The 16,118-nt window shown below is 61.0% G+C and carries 15 protein-coding genes; 2 read left to right on the plus strand and 13 right to left on the minus strand.

Features of this window, described 5'->3' with window-relative positions:
- Positions 1 to 44: 44 nt before the first annotated feature.
- From nuoL to BUE38_RS14240, 13 genes are all read right to left on the minus strand, one after another.
- The gene (nuoL, locus tag BUE38_RS14180; protein ID WP_255320770.1) at positions 45 to 1,922 is read right to left on the minus strand and encodes an NADH-quinone oxidoreductase subunit L; all 1,878 of its coding nucleotides are present in this window, start codon (positions 1,920 to 1,922) and stop codon (positions 45 to 47) included.
- Positions 1,923 to 1,934: 12 nt separating this feature from the next.
- Positions 1,935 to 2,243, minus strand: a complete 309-nt coding sequence (gene nuoK / locus BUE38_RS14185; RefSeq protein WP_073435860.1) for an NADH-quinone oxidoreductase subunit NuoK — start codon at positions 2,241 to 2,243, stop codon at positions 1,935 to 1,937.
- Positions 2,240 to 2,785: an NADH-quinone oxidoreductase subunit J gene (gene nuoJ / locus BUE38_RS14190; protein WP_073435861.1), complete on the minus strand. Its 546-nt coding sequence runs from the start codon at positions 2,783 to 2,785 to the stop codon at positions 2,240 to 2,242. Before nuoJ ends, nuoK begins: the two co-directional genes overlap by 4 nt.
- 27 nt (positions 2,786 to 2,812) lie before the next feature.
- On the minus strand, positions 2,813 to 3,352 hold the full coding sequence (gene nuoI, locus BUE38_RS14195; protein ID WP_073435862.1) for an NADH-quinone oxidoreductase subunit NuoI: 540 nt from the start codon (positions 3,350 to 3,352) through the stop codon (positions 2,813 to 2,815).
- A 30-nt stretch (positions 3,353 to 3,382) separates the two neighbouring features.
- On the minus strand, positions 3,383 to 4,363 hold the full coding sequence (gene nuoH, locus BUE38_RS14200; RefSeq protein WP_073435863.1) for an NADH-quinone oxidoreductase subunit NuoH: 981 nt from the start codon (positions 4,361 to 4,363) through the stop codon (positions 3,383 to 3,385).
- The gene (nuoG, locus tag BUE38_RS14205; protein ID WP_073435864.1) at positions 4,360 to 7,140 is read right to left on the minus strand and encodes an NADH-quinone oxidoreductase subunit NuoG; all 2,781 of its coding nucleotides are present in this window, start codon (positions 7,138 to 7,140) and stop codon (positions 4,360 to 4,362) included. The genes nuoH and nuoG overlap by 4 nt, the downstream gene beginning before the upstream one ends.
- Before the next feature lie 33 nt (positions 7,141 to 7,173).
- Positions 7,174 to 8,532, minus strand: coding sequence for an NADH-quinone oxidoreductase subunit NuoF (gene nuoF / locus BUE38_RS14210; RefSeq protein ID WP_073435865.1), 1,359 nt, complete (start codon positions 8,530 to 8,532; stop codon positions 7,174 to 7,176).
- Complete coding sequence (nuoE, locus tag BUE38_RS14215) at positions 8,529 to 9,038, minus strand: NADH-quinone oxidoreductase subunit NuoE (RefSeq protein WP_073435866.1); 510 nt, start codon at positions 9,036 to 9,038, stop codon at positions 8,529 to 8,531. Before nuoE ends, nuoF begins: the two co-directional genes overlap by 4 nt.
- Position 9,039: 1 nt before the next feature.
- Entirely contained in the window at positions 9,040 to 10,815 is a 1,776-nt protein-coding gene (gene nuoC / locus BUE38_RS14220) for an NADH-quinone oxidoreductase subunit C/D (protein ID WP_073435867.1), read from the minus strand.
- Between the two features lie 41 nt (positions 10,816 to 10,856).
- Positions 10,857 to 11,537, minus strand: coding sequence for a NuoB/complex I 20 kDa subunit family protein (locus BUE38_RS14225; RefSeq protein WP_073435868.1), 681 nt, complete (start codon positions 11,535 to 11,537; stop codon positions 10,857 to 10,859).
- A gap of 90 nt (positions 11,538 to 11,627) precedes the next feature.
- On the minus strand, positions 11,628 to 12,035 hold the full coding sequence (ndhC, locus tag BUE38_RS14230; RefSeq protein WP_073435869.1) for an NADH-quinone oxidoreductase subunit A: 408 nt from the start codon (positions 12,033 to 12,035) through the stop codon (positions 11,628 to 11,630).
- 312 nt (positions 12,036 to 12,347) lie between these two features.
- Entirely contained in the window at positions 12,348 to 12,833 is a 486-nt protein-coding gene (locus tag BUE38_RS14235; protein WP_073435870.1) for an anthrone oxygenase family protein, read from the minus strand.
- Between the two features lie 50 nt (positions 12,834 to 12,883).
- A complete protein-coding gene (locus tag BUE38_RS14240; RefSeq protein WP_073435871.1) occupies positions 12,884 to 13,759 on the minus strand; it encodes an NmrA family NAD(P)-binding protein in 876 nt (291 codons plus the stop codon).
- Between the two features lie 91 nt (positions 13,760 to 13,850).
- Here BUE38_RS14240 and BUE38_RS14245 point away from each other — a divergent pair, with 91 nt between their 5' ends.
- Together BUE38_RS14245 and BUE38_RS14250 are read left to right on the plus strand one after the other, a co-directional pair.
- Positions 13,851 to 14,774 (plus strand): LysR family transcriptional regulator, encoded by a 924-nt coding sequence (locus BUE38_RS14245; RefSeq protein ID WP_073435872.1) that lies wholly within the window; start codon positions 13,851 to 13,853, stop codon positions 14,772 to 14,774.
- Positions 14,775 to 15,279: 505 nt separating this feature from the next.
- A complete protein-coding gene (locus BUE38_RS14250) occupies positions 15,280 to 15,885 on the plus strand; it encodes a hypothetical protein (RefSeq protein WP_073435873.1) in 606 nt (201 codons plus the stop codon).
- Positions 15,886 to 16,118: the final 233 nt, after the last annotated feature.

The raw sequence follows: 16,118 nt of genomic DNA on the forward strand, positions 1-16,118 counted from the left end.
TGCCTCTTGTTCTGCAAGTCATGGACATCACGTTGCTCAGTTGCTCAACTGCCCAGCACCAACACGATCAAGACCACCGTGACTCCCATCACCATGCTGACGGCATACAGTCGCAGCTTGCCCGACTGCGTGTAACCAAGGCCACGGTGAGATAGCCAGGCGATCCAACCCACCACCAGCACAAGACGATCGATGATGTCGTTGCGCAGCACGTATACCAGGCACCGATAGGGGCGCACCAGCAGCCGGTCGTAGACGATGTCGAAGCCCCAGGCGTGATGCCAGAGGCGCCACAGCCTTGCTCCCCAACCATCGGCGATGCGGTCAGCCAGCCAGCGGCGACGCTTCAGGAATAGCCAGGCGGCCAGTCCCAGCCCGCCCAGTGAAGCCGCGGCAGCAAAAAGCCCCAACACGATATGGCCGACACCGTGCACATCGGCCCCGGGGCTCGACGGCAGTACATCCTCCAATGGTGGATGGATCCCCGCACCAACGAAGGTCGACAGGACCGCCAGAACGACCAGTGGCAGACCGTGCACCAGACCGCGCCCCGCTTCAGCGTGGCGCGCGTTGTCGCTCTTCATCTCGCCATGGAAAGTGCCAATGATCAGCCGCAGGGTATATAACGAGGTCAGGAAGGCGCCGATCAGGCCCGCCAGCACCAGGCCTCCATCGCCGGCGGCCCAAGCTTCCCAGATAATCTCATCCTTGCTGTAGAAGCCGGCGGTAACCAACGGCAATGCCGCCAACGCTGCACCGCCAACGACAAAACCGGCGTAGGCCAGCGGCAGTCGGCGCCACAGGCCACCCAACCGGCGCATGTCCTGTTCATGGTGACAACTGACAATCACCGCACCAGCAGAAAGGAACAGCAACGCCTTGAAGAAGGCGTGGGTCATCAGGTGGAAGATCGCCGCATCATAGGCACCAACGCCCAATGCCAGAAACATGTATCCGATCTGGCTCATCGTCGAATACGCCAGCACCCGTTTGATGTCGGTCTGGGCAAGCGCCGCAAAACCTGCCATCAACAACGTCAACGCACCGATCAGCCCCACCAGATAGAGCACCATTGGCGCCAGCTCGAAGATCCCGTGCAGTCGAGCGATCAGATAGACACCGGCGGTGACCATGGTTGCCGCATGAATCAGCGCAGACACTGGCGTAGGACCAGCCATGGCATCCGCCAGCCAGGTATGCAGTGGCAGCTGGGCAGACTTGCCCAAGGCGCCACCGAGAATCAATAGGGCCGCCAGTTGCACCTCAAGCGTGCCCTCGGCCCAGACTTCCGGCGCACGTGTGAGGATCTCGGCGATATTCAATGTGCCCAGCGCACGGAACAACACGAACAAGCCAATGGCCAGGAACACGTCGCCCAACCGGGTGACGATAAACGCCTTGAAGGCCGCCCAACCGTTGGCCGACGTCTGGTAGTAGTAGCCGATCAGCAGGTAGCTGCACAGGCCGACGCCTTCCCAGCCCAGATACAGCAGCAGTAGGTTGTCGCCAAGCACCAGCAGAATCATGCTGAACACGAACAGGTTCATGTAGGCATAGAAGCGGGTGATGCCACTCTCCCCCTGCATGTACCAGGCGGCGAACAAGTGAATCAGGAAGCCGACGCCAGTAATGACCCCCAGCATGGTGAGTGACAGCCCATCGAGGTGCAGACCGATGGTCGGCTGAAAATCGCCCACCGAAAGCCAGGTCCATAGCGTCATGTCTACGCTGGTGTCGCCACTGACTTGAAACTTCCAGCCAACCAGGGCGGTGACCAGCGCGGCCAGCCCGACACTGGCAACGCCGACCACCATACTGGCACGAGCGTTGAGCCTGCCTCGCGACAGGGCAAGGATCAAAGTCCCAGCCAGCGGCAGCAGAAACGTCAGAGGCAGCAGGAACATCAGTGGCAACTGCGACATCGGCAGGCTCCCTTAACCGCGCATACGGTTGACGGCATCTACATCAAGCGACTTGAAGCGATGATGGAGCTGGATCAACAGTGCCAGACCTACGCTCGCTTCGGCTGCGGCCAGGGTGATCACCAACAGGAACATCGCCTGGCCCTCCGGCTGGCCCCAGGCCGAACCGCCGACGATGAAAGCCAGCGCCGCGGCATTGAGCATGATCTCCAGGCTCATCAGCACGAACACCATGTTGCGTCGACTGACCAGTCCGGCGAAGCCCAGCACGAAGAGGATCGATGCCAGCACCAGGCCATGCTCCATGGGAACTCCGTTCATGACACCTCCTTGCGGGCACCGGATTCAGCATTGATCCGGGGCTTGTCGGGAGGGATCGTGCGACCGACGTGTGAAGCCGTGACCAGCGCCGCCAGCAGCAACATGGCACCAAGTTCGACGACCATCAGCCAGGGGCCAAACAGCAACGTCCCCACCGCCTTGGCGGTCAGGATCTCGCCGTCGACCATACGTCCGGCATCGCCCGACCATAGCGTGGCAATCAGCGTTACCAGCAACACCGCAGCGAGCAGCGACGGCCCCAACCAGATGCGTGGTTTGAGCCACGCTCGCTCCTGGGCGGCCCCCTGGTCTCCCAGGTTGAGCATCATTACCACGAACACGAACAACACCATGATCGCGCCGGCGTAGACGATCACCTCCAGGGCCCCGGCAAATGGCGCCCCCAGAGCGAAGAACACCAGCGCTACCGAAATCAGCGAGACGATAAGGTAGAGCAGCGCATGCACCGGATTGGTGTTGGTGATGACTCCCAATGTCGCCAGTACGGCGATCAGGCCACTCAAGTAGAAGGCGATTTCCATCGCTACCTCCTGCTGATGAATGCCGTCTTACGGCAGCAGCGTCTTGACGTCGATCGGCGGTTCCTCGTTTTGCGCCCGCCCCTTGTCCTTGCCGGCGATCGCCATCCCCGCCACTTTATAGAAGTGGTAGTCGTGGTCCTTGCCGGGGCCGTCGATCAGTAGGTCCTGCTTCTCATAGACCAGCTCCTGGCGCCGATACTCGCCCATCTCGAAGTCCGGGGTGAGCTGAATCGCCGAGGTCGGGCAGGCCTCCTCGCACATTCCGCAATAGATGCAGCGCGAGAAGTTGATGCGAAAGAACTCGGGATACCAGCGGCCATCTTCCTGCTCCCCCTTCTGCAGCGAGATGCAAGCGACCGGACAGACCACCGCGCACAGATTGCAGGCCACACAGCGCTCCTCACCGTCGGGATCACGGGTCAGCACGATGCGTCCTCGATAGCGCGGCGGCAGATAAACTGGATCCTCGGGATAGTTTTGCGTCTCGCGCTTGCGGAAGCTGTGCATGAAGATCATGCCCAGCGTACGCAGTTGGGAGACTGTTCCTTTGATCACGTTCCAGAACATGGCCATCTCTCCTCGGTCATGGCGGACTCGTCACATCGGATCGGCAATCAGAATTACCGCCCCGGTCACCAGCAGATTGATCAAGGTCAGCGGCAGGCAGAACTTCCAGCCGAAACTCATTACCCTGTCATAACGCGGCCGCGGCAATGCCGCTCGCAGCAGCACGAACAGTACCAGGAAGGCAGCGACCTTGAGCGCGAACCACACAACCGGCGGCAACAGCGGGCCATGCCACCCACCGAAGAACAGCGTCACGATCAGCGCCGACACCAGCACCATGCCGACATACTCACCGATGAAGAACATGCCGAATTTCATGCTCGAGTACTCGATGTGATAGCCATCGGCAAGCTCCTGCTCGGCCTCGGGCTGATCGAACGGATGACGGTGAGTCACCGCGATCCCGGCGATCAGAAAGGTGCAGAAACCGAAGAACTGCGGGATCACGAACCACAGCCCCTGCTGGGCGTTGACAATGTCCCGCATGTTGAACGAGCCGGTCATCGCCACCACCCCCATCAGCGCCAGGCCCATGAAGACCTCGTAGGACAGTGTTTGCGCCGATGCGCGCATGGCGCCGATCAGAGCGTACTTGTTGCCGCTCGACCAGCCTCCGAACAGTACGGCGTAAACGTTGATGCCGGCCATCGCGAAGAAAAACAGCAGACCGATATTGAGGTCCGCCACCCCCCAGTCGGGGGTGATGGGGATGATCATGAACGACAGCAGCAACGAGGCCATGGCAATCGCCGGCGCCAGCACGAATAACGTGCGATCGGCGAACGGCGGGATCCAGTCCTCCTTGAAGAAGATCTTGATCATGTCGGCGATCAGTTGCAGCGAACCGAAGGGCCCGACCCGGTTGGGTCCGTAGCGGTCCTGCCAGAGTCCCAGCAAACGCCGCTCGACCACCGTCATGACCGCCCCCAGCAATACTGCGACAAGCAGGATCACCAAGGCCTGGAGCATGGCGATCAGGCTGGCAACAATGACCGGCGACAACCAGCTCATGGGCGACCTCCTGTCTCGTCGTCACGCTGACCCATGATCTGGCCTTGGTGATGGTTCGTCGCCTCCGCTTTCAGCTCAGCCCAGTCACCACTGATCAGGCCCGGTTCAACGCCGGCCGGGATGCCGACCAACCCGACAGGCAGCACCGCATCGAGTTGCACGGGCAGGTTGGTTCGGCCGCTGTCGGTGACCACGCTGAGCAAGTCGCCATCGCTACAACCCAGGCGCTGGGCATCGTCGACAGACAGCCGCAGCGTCACCGGTGCGGCACGCTCAATGATCGGTGTAGCGCGTGACGAGGTTTCCTCGCCGCCGAACAGCCGCGGCAGCACCACCACCTGCCAGGCGGAATCGCGCGGTGTGAAGCGTTCCGGCAGCGCGACAAAATAGTCATACTGACCCGGGCACGGATGCAGCAGTCGCACACCGGGATCACCGGCGCTCAGGTGGCCACCGACCTCGTCGGTAAACTTGTTCCATGCCTGGGGTGAGTTCCAGCCCGGCGCCCAGGCGAAGGCGACTTCTTCGCGCGGCCGATCGAAGCCGTTATACCCCTCCATCGAGAAGGTGAACGGTGAATCGACATCCTGCGAAGCACGCGGCTCGCTGACGTCGAGATGAGCGCGCATCGCAGTGCGCCCGCTGTAGCGGTGAGGCTCGCGCGCCAGCTTGAGCCCGCGCACCCGATAGTCGGCGCTCGGCGACGAACCGAGCATGTCGTGCAATTCAGGATAGTGCTCAGCGCAGGCCCGGGTCACCGCATCGAAGGTAATCTCACCGGTATCCTGGCGCAGCATGTCGGCACGCAAGGCATGCAGCCAGCGCCAGCTCTCGTGGATGCGTGTCTCGGGGCGAATGTAGCGCGGGTCAAACACCTGGAAGAAACGCTGGGCGCGCCCCTCCAGGCTGACCAATGTACCGTCGGCTTCGCTGAAGGCCGCCGCCGGCAGCCCCAGATCGGCATGTTGCCAAGTGGCGGTGCGCTGGTGATCGAGCACAATCACCGCATCGGCCCGCTCCAGCACGGCATCGACCTGCTCTCGCGGCGCTCGCTGGTAGAGGTCGTTCTCGAGCACCACCACGGCATCGGCATGCGCGCCATCGAGTTCGTCGAGCGCCCACTCCAGCGACTCTCCGCCGAGCATCGTCAGCCCGGTACTGTTGGCCTCGCCGCGCACCAGCAGCAGGCTGCCCTGGCGGGTGCGCCGGGACAATGCCCGGGCCACACTGCCGGCCGCTTCGATCACCACTGGCGAGCCCAGCGATCCGCCGCCGATAACCAGCGGCCGGCGCGCCGCGAGCAACCGCTTGGCGATCGTTTCGGCTTCACGCCTGGTGGACTCGTCGAGGTCTTCAACCACTGGAGCCTCAGCGTCGATGGCATGCGCCACGGCAAAGCCAAGTCGTGCGATATCGGCCGGCGCCAACGTCCAGCTCCCGGCGCTGATGTCATCGAGTCCGGTGGCGATTGGGTAGGCAATGTACAGCGGATGATAGCTGTCCTGGCCGAGCGTCCTGACGGCTTCATCGTTCCAGCTCGGGATATCGCGCTCGGCGGCCAGTTCGGTACGCCGGGCGGTGACCGCCTGGCGCACCGCCAGACCAGCGCGGGCAGCACTGGCGATCAGATCCTCACCGAGCACCAGTACGGCGTCATGATCTTCGACATCGCGCAGAGTCGGAGTAGGCAATCCGCAATTCCGGTTCAGCGCGTTCATTGCCGTCAGGCACGCCAGTTCCTGCGCGGCGATACCGGTCGAGAAGTTGTCCTCACCCACCAGTTCACGCAGTTGATGGTTGCTTTCGAGACTCGCCCGCGGCGAGCCGATACCAATCACCCGGCGCGAAGTGCGCAACAGGTCGGCGCCGCGACCCAGTGCCGCATCGACCTCCAGAGTGACCGCGGTGTCGTTGCGATCACTGCGCCACTCGGGGCGAAGCGGCCGGTCGCTGCGGTTGACGTAGCCGTAGCCAAAGCGGCCGCGGTCGCACAGGAAGAATCGGTTTACCTCGCCGTGGTAACGATTCTCGATGCGGCGGATGTCACCATAGCGCTCACCGGGGCTGATATTGCAGCCCGAGGCGCACTGATGGCAGATACTCGGCGCAAACTGCAGATCCCACTTGCGGGTATAGCGCTCAGAGTGGGTCTTGTCGGTGAACACTCCAGTCGGGCAGACCTCGGTAAGATTGCCGGAGAATGCACTCTCCAGTACGCCGTCCTGATGACGACCGAAGTAGATGTTGCTGTTGGCGCCAAAGGCGCCGAGATCGGTGCCTCCGGCGTAGTCGCGATAGAAGCGCACGCAACGATAGCAAGTGATGCAACGATTCATCTCGTGGGCGATGAACGGACCCAGTTCCTGATTGCGATGAGTGCGCTTGCGAAAGCGATAACGCCGCCGATCATGGCCAGTCATCACCGTCATGTCCTGCAAATGACAATGGCCGCCCTCCTCACACACCGGACAGTCATGCGGGTGGTTGATCATCAGCCACTCAATGACACTGGCGCGAAACTCGCGCGCCTCGGCATCGCTGATCGAGATCCTGCTGTCATCGGCCGCCGGGGTCATGCACGACATTACCAGCATGCCCCGAGTATCGTCGGCATCCTTGTACTGCTTGACCGCGCATTGGCGACAGGCTCCAACACTGCCCATCGCCGGATGCCAGCAGAAATAGGGCACATCGAGGCCCAGTGACAGGCAGGCACTGAGCAGATTATCCGCCCCGTCGACGTCGTAGCTCTGTCCGTCTACGTGGATCGTCGCCATGCCGCTACCTCGCCTTCAGGTGAACGAATCCGCTCATACCACACCCACCGGGATCGGGTCGGCATGGGCAGCGCGCGGCGGATGCACGACGCCACGCTCGAACTCCTCGCGGAAGTACTTGAGCGCCGACTGCAGCGGCATCGCGGCCCCCGGAGCATGAGCACAGAACGTCTTGCCCGGTCCCAGATCGCCGCCCAGCTTGTCGAGCATTTCCAGATCGCCGCGCTCGCCTTCGCCGTGCTCGAGCGCCTGGAGTATCTTGACCGTCCACGGCAGTCCATCGCGGCACGGCGTGCACCAGCCGCACGACTCGCGGGCGAAGAACTGCTCGAGGTTGCGCACCAGCGACAACACACTCTGATCCTCGTTGACCACCGTCAACAGCCCAGTGCCCATGCGGCTTCCCAACTCGCCGATGGTGTCGAAGTCGAGCGGCGCATCGAGGTGTTCGGGCAATAGAAAGCCAGTGCTTCCGCCGCCCGGCAACCAGGCCTTCAGCGCTCGACCATCACGCATACCGCCGGCACGTTCGAGCAATTCACTGCCGCTGGTGCCGATCGGCAACTCCCATAGCCCCGGCATGGCGACCTTGCCGGAGACACCATAGAGTTTGGTCCCTCCGTCGTTGCTGAGCTCACCGGACAGATCCTGATACCACCTGGCACCGTGAAGCATCACCGCCGGGGCGTTGCAGAAGGTCTCGACGTTATTGACGACAGTGGGCTTGCCCCATGCGCCTGACTGGCCCGGAAACGGCGGCTTGGCCCGCGGGTTGGCACGATTGCCCTCCAACGAGTTGATCAGCGCCGTCTCCTCCCCGCAGATATAGCGGCCAGCACCGGTGTGCAGCGCGATGTCGAAGTCGTAACCGCTGTCGGCGATATCATTGCCCAGCCAGCCGGCAGCGCGCGCTTCGTCGATTGCGCGAGCCAGAGCGCGAGCCGCCTCAACGTACTCGCCGCGCAGGAAGATGTAGCCGAAGCGCGAGTGGTTGGCGTAACCACCGATGATCATGCCCTCGATCAGCAGGTGTGGCAGCTGTTCCAGCAGCAGGCGATCCTTGAAGGTGCCCGGCTCCATCTCGTCGGCGTTGCAGACCAGGTAGCCGCGAGGGATGTCCTGCCCCTTCATGGTCAGGCTCCACTTCATGCCCGCCGAGAAGCCAGCGCCGCCACGCCCGCGCACGTTGGCGTCCTTCATGGTCGCGACCACGTCATCGGGCGACTGGTGGTTGAGGACCTTCCGTGCGGCGACATAGCCGTCCTTGTCGAGGTACTCGCCCAGCCCGACCATGGCGCCGTCTTCACCCAGTCGCCAGGTCAGTGGATGGGTTTCGGCGCGACGCTCGGCGGCGCTCTGACGCAGCTGACTGCGATAGCGGCTGACGCTCATGCATAGCCCTCCAGCAAAGTGGCCACGTCATCGGGTGCAACGGGGCCGTAGGTATCATCGTCGACCATCAGCGCCGGACCGCGGTCGCAGGCGCCCAGACAGCACACCGGCAGCAGCGTGAAGCGACCATCCTCGGTGGTCTGACCCAAACCAATGCCGAGCCTCGCCGACAGCGCCTCGAGCAGTTCATCGTAATCGTTGAGAAAGCACGAACTGCTGTCGCAGACGAGAATGACATGGCGCCCCACCGGCTGACGGAAGATCAGGCTATAGAAGGTCGCCACTCCCTCGACGGAGGCCGGTCCGATCCCTAGCACCTCGGCGATGACGGGAATCGCCGCGTCGGGCACCCAGCCATGGCGACGCTGAACAATCTTGAGCGCCTCGATGCAGGCCGCCTGGGGCTGCTCATAATGGTCGCGCTCATGCTCGATGGCCTGGCGGTCCTCGTCGGCGAGGATGAAGCCATCGCCATCACTGGTGATCTGTCGTGCCGTCTCGGTCATGTCAGCGATCCACGTCGGCCATCACAAAATCGATACTGCCCAGATGGGCAATCAGATCGGGTACAAAGCCACCGCGCATGACCGACGGAATCTGCTGAAGATGCGGAAAACTCGGCGTGCGAATGCGCGTGCGGTAACTCATGGTGTTGCCATCACTGGTCAGGTAATAGCTGTTGATGCCCTTGGTCGCTTCAATCATCTGCTGCGACTCATTGGGCTTGAGCACCGGGCCCCAGGACACCTGCAGGAAATGCGTGATCAAGGTCTCGATGTGCTGCAGCATCCTTTCGCGGGGCGGTGGCGTGGTCAGCGGATGATCCGCCTTGTAGTCACCGGCGGGCATGTGATCGATACATTGCTGGATGATACGCAGGCTCTGGCGCATTTCCTCGATGCGCAGCTGGCCACGATCGAAGGCGTCGCCGTTACCACCCAACGGCACCTCGAAGTCAAACTGCTCGTAACCCGAATAAGGGCGTTGCTTGCGCAGGTCGAAGTCACAGCCGGTAGCGCGCAGGTTGGGGCCGGTGACGCCCCAGGCCAGTGCTTCCCGGGTGGTGTACGCGGCGATGTGACGGGTGCGTTCGCGGACGATGGCGTTTTCCATCATCGACCGTTCGTACTCGCGCAACCGTGCAGGCATCCAATCGACAAAGCCCTGCATCAGGCGATCCCACCCCCTGGGCAGGTCCTGAGCCACCCCGCCGATGCGAAACCACGCCGGGTGCATGCGAAAGCCGGTGATCGCCTCGATGACTTCATAGGCCTTCTGGCGATCGGTAAAGGTGTAGAACACCGGCGACATGGCCCCCAGATCCTGCAGGTAGGTGCCAAGAAAGAGCAGATGGCTGCTGATCCGAAACAGCTCGGCCATCATGATACGAATGGTCTGGGCGCGCTCGGTCACCTGAATACCGGCAAGCTTCTCCACCGCCAGGATATAGGGGAAATTGTTCATTACCCCGCCGGTGTAATCGACCCGGTCGGTATAGGGGATGTAGCTGTGCCAGGACTGGCGCTCGCCCATCTTCTCGGCGCCGCGATGGTGATAGCCGATATCCGGCACACAGTCGATGATCTCCTCGCCGTCGAGCTGCAGCACGATGCGAAAGGCGCCATGCGCCGAGGGGTGGTTTGGCCCCAGGTTGAGGAACATGAATTCGGTGTCGCCCTGCTCGCGCTGCATGCCCCAGTCTTCAGGTTTGAATCTCAGCGCCTCCTGCTCGATGTCCTGGCCCTCGACCGTCAGCGTATAGGGGTCGAACTCGGTGGCCCGTGCGCCATGGTCCTTGCGCAGCGGATGGCCATTCCAGGTTGGCGGCATGAGGAGCCGCGCAAGATGGGGGTGGCCACGGAAATCAATACCGAACATGTCCCACACTTCACGCTCGTACCAGTTGGCATTGGGATAGAGCGACACGCTGGTGGGCAGCGTCAGGTCATCTTCGTGCAGCGCCACCTTCAGCATGACGTCGCGGTTCCGCCGTATCGACATCAGTTGGTAGAAGACCGTGAAAGCCGAATCCGGCAGGCCGTGCCGGTTAGCGCGCAGGCGCTCATCGATCGCCGATAGATCGTAGAGCATCTCGAACGGCTCGGGCATATCGCGCAGTAGGCTCAGCGCCTCGGTCAATATTTCGCGGGATACCCACAACACCAGCATGCCGGTCAGCGTCGACTGCTCGAGGACAGCTTGATCGCCGAAGCGCTGCTTGAGCGCATCGACAATGGAATCGTCGGCGATCGTCGAATCGGGGGAAAAGGTGGCAACGCTCATGGACGTGAACCAGCTCCTGCGACGGAAAGTGGACGCACGGGTCAGATGCTGTCGGGCGTACGCAACTCAGTGGCCTGGATGCGTCTATCGCGGTTCTTCTCGCGCTGCGAAGGCATGTCGGCACGGTACACACCCTGGTCACCAACCACCCACGACAGTGGCCGCCGCTCTTCCTGAATCGAGTCCTGGAGGAGCTGCAAGCCTTGCAGAAAAGCCTCGGGCCGTGGCGGACAGCCGGGAACGTAGACGTCTACCGGGAGGAATTTATCCACACCCTGAACCACCGAATAAATGTCGTACATGCCCCCGGAATTGGCGCATGAGCCCATCGAGATCACCCACTTGGGCTCGAGCATCTGATCGTAGAGCTGCTGGATGACCGGCGCCATCTTGATGAAACAGGTCCCCGCGATCACCATGAAGTCCGCCTGGCGCGGGGATGCACGAATCACCTCGGAGCCGAAACGTGCGATGTCATGCGGCGCGGTAAACGCCGTGGTCATTTCCACATAGCAGCACGACAGCCCAAAGTTATAAGGCCACAGGGAGTTCTTGCGCCCCCAGTTGACGGCCGAATTGAGGACCTCTTCCAGCTTGCCGGTGAAAACGTTGCGATGGATCTGCTGCTTCATCGGATCTTCTTCGACCCGCTGGCGCTCGCCCAGTGGATAGCGTTCATCCGCTGGCGCTGCCTCTTCGGCACGTGTGAGGGTGTAAGTCATACATCTCCTCCCGCTAACGGCTAGCTGTCACATCGTTATGGAACATCTGAAGCCGGCGTCGGCCAGATCTTGCCTGTTGCCAGGGCCGAGTCAGAACTCGGGGTCACGCAGCTTGCGCTTCGGGGCCCAATCGAGGGCACCGACACGACTGTCGTAAATCAGCCCTGCGAGCAGAATAAGGATGAACACCGCAGCCCCGGCAAAGCCGGTCCAGCCCACTTCGCGCACGGCTACGGCCCAGCCGAACAGGAATACGGCTTCGATATCGAAGATCACGAAGAGCATCGCGACCAGGTAGAACTTGACGGAAAAACGTTGGCGAGCACTCCCTGTACCGACCACGCCGGACTCGAAAGGCAGGGATTTGCTACGCCCCTTGCTGCGCCCGCCGAGCAGACTGGCAACACCAATCATGAAGGCACACAGAGCGATCACGGCAACAACGAAGAGGCCGACAGCCCAGTATTGCGCAATGATCACGGTAGCATCCTGTTTCATGCATGCCCTCATCCAATCCATGAACGGCAGGCAGGCCCACTAGCATACTGATCGACCACCGTTTGTTGTTCTTTTGACCTGTCATTTGCCCGTACGGGTCAAGCATAGGAGATCATTGGGGGTTTGTCAGAATATGCAGGGCTTTCGGAACATCACCCAGGATTACCACTCCGGCATTGCTGACCAGCTCGTCCAGCTGCGTGTACTGACTTTTGATCGTGGCTGCGAGACTCCGTACTTCAGTAAGCGAAGCAAGATCCTCAATGTTCGGCCACAGGGGCCTTTGTCCGGGACAAGAGTCATTGGCAGGCTTCAGAACACTGGGGGCCTGGCCAGGAGAGCCGCGATGAAACCTGCGCAGGCCACCGTCGAGGCGACCGTCCGGACATGATTCCAGAAGGTCCACTTCTTGAGATAACGGGCCCAGACATCCGCAGCCCCTTCCCCGGCCCTCGTCAACTCCTTGTTGAGCGGTACGTTGAAGACCAGCGTGCTGGCAAACATGCCGATGACGTGGATCAGTCCACCGGCGAGCATCACCGTCGAACCCGGCTGGCCCCACGCAGCCAGGCCGAGGATCACCAACGCGACACTGGCGAGCGTTGTGCCAAAGAACAGTGTCATGAACAGTGAGCCAAGGATCGTCGCATTGATCGAGTTCATGGCAGCGATGCCGCCACCTTCATCAATACGGCCGAGGGCCGCCATGATGAAGGTCGAGAAAGCGAAGTAGATCCCGGCGATGAGGCCACAGCCGATCGCGGCAGACCACAGCAGAAGATCGATGGATAGCTCCATTGTCGTTGCCCCTCCTGTCTTCGGGATGAAGTTCATCATGATCACTTGGCTTATACAGCGGTGCGAAGCTTCGTCACGATGTGTTCAACCGCGGTGGTCAGCGATGTCGAGCCTCGCCAATGCTCGGTGCCATCCTCGCGGGTGAAGCGGCCGTTTGTGATGCCCTCATACATGCCGAGCAGGACAGTAACCACTTCCTCGGGAAGTCCTTCTTCGGCCAACATGGCGCTCCGCTGCTCCGGCGGCACCCACATCGGCTTGACCGGGCGGTTGAGAACCTCGGCAAAGGCAGCGGCGACATCACGAGCGCTCCAATCGGTGATCCCGCCAAGCTCCACGATGCGCGTACCTGTCCATTGCTGGGTCATGAGCCGAGCGGCGGCCTGCCCGACATCGGTCGTACTCACCATCGGGATTTTCTGATCGAGATCCAGAAAGGATGGGAGGATACCGTCAGCAACAGCGCACTCGGCAACCTCTGACCAGGTTTCAATAAAATAGCCCGAGCGGAGAAAGGCGGTGGCCGGAGCAGTCCCAGCCAAACTGGCCTCAAGCTGATGCAGCGTGGCAATGACACCAGTTCCCGAGGCATGTTGCGCACCTACTGCTGACAGGACAACCGCTCTGGGCAGGTCAGAGCGCCGTACCGCCTCGGAGAGAGCTGTGCTGATCGCCGTCGCCTGCTCAAACGGATCATTGGCCACCGGCGGCGGCTCAAGAAGGAAAGCTGCCGTCGCCCCGGTCAGGGCGTCGGAGACCTGTGCCGCGTTATCGAGGCTGGCCAGAGCCACTTCGACGCCCAGCGCCTTCCAGCGTTCGCCTTGTTCCCGATGACGCACCACGACACGCACCGGTTCGCTGCGCTCGAGCAGCGCTCGCGCCGTTTCGCCGCCTGCTCGACCATTGGCTCCAAAGATCACATACATGACGCTGTCCTCCAGGTAGTTCGTGACGAGCACACTCCTGAGTGTGTTCGGCCACTGAACATGCGTCTAATGCATGGGCTATATAGTTTGCATGCGTGAAGTGAATCTACGTCGAATCGACCTGAACCTTCTGGTGGTGCTCGAGGCGCTGCTCGAGGAAAGAAGCGTCACCCGTGCCGCCGGCCGCCTCGGCATGAGCCAGCCGGCGGTGAGCCGCGCCTTGTCTCGGCTACGCAAGCTCCTTGGGGATGTTCTGCTGGCAGAAGGACCGTCCGGCTATACCCTCACTCCCCGCGCTCAGGAGATCCGGCCGACATTGCACACAACCCTATCGGGTGTTGAGGCAATGCTGGAGGCGAATCCATTCGATCCGGCCACCGCGACGGGGCAAGTGCGCTTGCTGATGCTGGACCTGGAAACCGCTGTGCTGGGGCCGCATCTGCTGGCTCGCCTCGCCGCCGAGGCCCCGGGGCTCGATCTGGACATCGTGTCGCCCGGGCCGGCAGTCTTTGCGGCGCTGGAGAACGACGCCGTGGACGCGGTGGTCGGCGTGATCGATGAGGCACCGACAGGTATTCGTCGGCGCCGTCTCTACGATGATCGATTCGTGACGCTGATGCGCGCTGGACACCCCGCCGCCAGCCGGAAGCTTGATCTCGATGGCTATCTCGCGTTGGGCCACATCGTCGTCAGCGTCACTGGCGTGGGATCGGCGCCCGTCGACATTGCCCTCGCCAGGCAGAATAGGCGGCGGCGGATTCGCGTGCGCGTGCCGAGCTTTCTTGCCGCCGTCGAGATCGCCGCCCGCTCCGACTTGATCATGACGCTGCCAGAAAGTCTGGCACAGACGGCAGCGGGAATGGGGCGCTTCATTGCGCTACCACCACCGCTTGATCTCGACAGTTTCACGATGAGCCTGCTGTGGCATACCCGTCATCAGGATGAGCCGCGCCACCTCTGGCTGAGGCGCACGATCGTCGACTCCGCAACAGCCGGTGATCGTCAACATGGATGACGGCTGAACTACGCTCTGGAGAGTAACGCACGTTGATCGCCTCCAGTCGGGTCAGGCGACAACCAGGCGCATTTTCCTCGACGTGTCACTGATATTTCAGATGGGTGCGGTTCTGATCGGATATGAGGTAAATTTCCTCTTCATATTTTCAACAGAAATAAAGAGCACAGACACGAAAACATACATGAACTTATAGCCTTCGGTTAACTTTTATCACCTCGCTGTAAATCACTTCCTTCGGGAATCAAGCCAATCTATGGGAGGCTCTACATATCGACTCATAGCAGCTTGACATTCCTCTTCAGCTTTTCAGGCGACCAAGGGCGTACTCGGTATGGCAATATTTATGATAGCGGCGTGAAGGTTACGTGATTCATGTGCGACATGATTCGGAGCTGACCATCAACGACACCCATCCCTTGGCGATGCCAAAGATAATGTACTAGCCTCCAACTGGACGCAGCTGTGGGAACTACCATCGTTTCTGTTGAATACCCGGGGTGATATGAACGAACTGGCACACAGCTCGACCGGTGGGGAAATCTTTACGCATATCCGCGTCATCGTGGGTATGGTACTGGGGCTCAGCGTTAGCCGCTTGATCACCGGGATGACGCGCTTCATCCAACACCCGGGGCGCGAACAGCTTTCTCTATCGCATTTCTGCTGGGTGCTGTTCCTTCTACTATTTATCATCCACTTCTGGTGGTTTGAATTTTCCTTTTCACATCGACAGAACTGGTCCTTTGAGCTCTATGTCTTCCTGATCTTCTACGCTGGCCTGTTCGCAGCACTGTCGGCTGTCCTGTTCCCTGATCGCATGGACGAATATCAGGGCTTTGGCGATTATTTCCGCAAGCGACGGCACGCCTTCTATATCCTGCTCCTGCTACTACTTACCGTCGATGTGATCGATACGTTGATCAAGGGCCGAGAGTATTATTTGGCTCATTACGGCAGCTGGTATTATCCGGTCCGCCAGGCCGTGCTGTTCGCCGGAACCGTCCTTGCGCTGATATGGCGATCGAAGCGCTATCAGACGGCTTTCGCAGTCCTCGCACTGCTTTTCCACATCTTCTGGATCATCAGTCGATTCGAGGTGCTTCGTTGACACTCGGCTGCGAGCATACTGTTGCCACCTGATTCGGTATGCCCTGAGATGGTGTACATGAACAGTGAGAAGCGCCTCGGCTGGCTCATCAGCCAGTCCATGACCTTTTGCGCGCATGATCGCTGTCGTAACGACACTGCCGATGCCATCAGGCACACAGCTGGAGCTAATCAACGACAATAGCAAGGATGATGACCAGTCCCCAGGTCACCATCCGCCATAAGTTACTTACG

Source organism: Halomonas cupida (genome assembly GCF_900142755.1).
In the GTDB taxonomy this organism is placed as follows: domain Bacteria; phylum Pseudomonadota; class Gammaproteobacteria; order Pseudomonadales; family Halomonadaceae; genus Halomonas; species Halomonas cupida.

Coding starts and splice junctions, on each gene's coding strand:
- nuoL (WP_255320770.1), bottom strand. CDS start 1,922: ATGTCGCAGTTGCCACTGATGTTCCTGCTGCCTCTGACGTTTCTGCTG.
- nuoK (WP_073435860.1), bottom strand. CDS start 2,243: ATGAACGGAGTTCCCATGGAGCATGGCCTGGTGCTGGCATCGATCCTC.
- nuoJ (WP_073435861.1), bottom strand. CDS start 2,785: ATGGAAATCGCCTTCTACTTGAGTGGCCTGATCGCCGTACTGGCGACA.
- nuoI (WP_073435862.1), bottom strand. CDS start 3,352: ATGTTCTGGAACGTGATCAAAGGAACAGTCTCCCAACTGCGTACGCTG.
- nuoH (WP_073435863.1), bottom strand. CDS start 4,363: ATGAGCTGGTTGTCGCCGGTCATTGTTGCCAGCCTGATCGCCATGCTC.
- nuoG (WP_073435864.1), bottom strand. CDS start 7,140: ATGGCGACGATCCACGTAGACGGACAGAGCTACGACGTCGACGGGGCG.
- nuoF (WP_073435865.1), bottom strand. CDS start 8,532: ATGAGCGTCAGCCGCTATCGCAGTCAGCTGCGTCAGAGCGCCGCCGAG.
- nuoE (WP_073435866.1), bottom strand. CDS start 9,038: ATGACCGAGACGGCACGACAGATCACCAGTGATGGCGATGGCTTCATC.
- nuoC (WP_073435867.1), bottom strand. CDS start 10,815: ATGAGCGTTGCCACCTTTTCCCCCGATTCGACGATCGCCGACGATTCC.
- BUE38_RS14225 (WP_073435868.1), bottom strand. CDS start 11,537: ATGACTTACACCCTCACACGTGCCGAAGAGGCAGCGCCAGCGGATGAA.
- ndhC (WP_073435869.1), bottom strand. CDS start 12,035: ATGAAACAGGATGCTACCGTGATCATTGCGCAATACTGGGCTGTCGGC.
- BUE38_RS14235 (WP_073435870.1), bottom strand. CDS start 12,833: ATGGAGCTATCCATCGATCTTCTGCTGTGGTCTGCCGCGATCGGCTGT.
- BUE38_RS14240 (WP_073435871.1), bottom strand. CDS start 13,759: ATGTATGTGATCTTTGGAGCCAATGGTCGAGCAGGCGGCGAAACGGCG.
- BUE38_RS14245 (WP_073435872.1), top strand. CDS start 13,851: ATGCGTGAAGTGAATCTACGTCGAATCGACCTGAACCTTCTGGTGGTG.
- BUE38_RS14250 (WP_073435873.1), top strand. CDS start 15,280: ATGAACGAACTGGCACACAGCTCGACCGGTGGGGAAATCTTTACGCAT.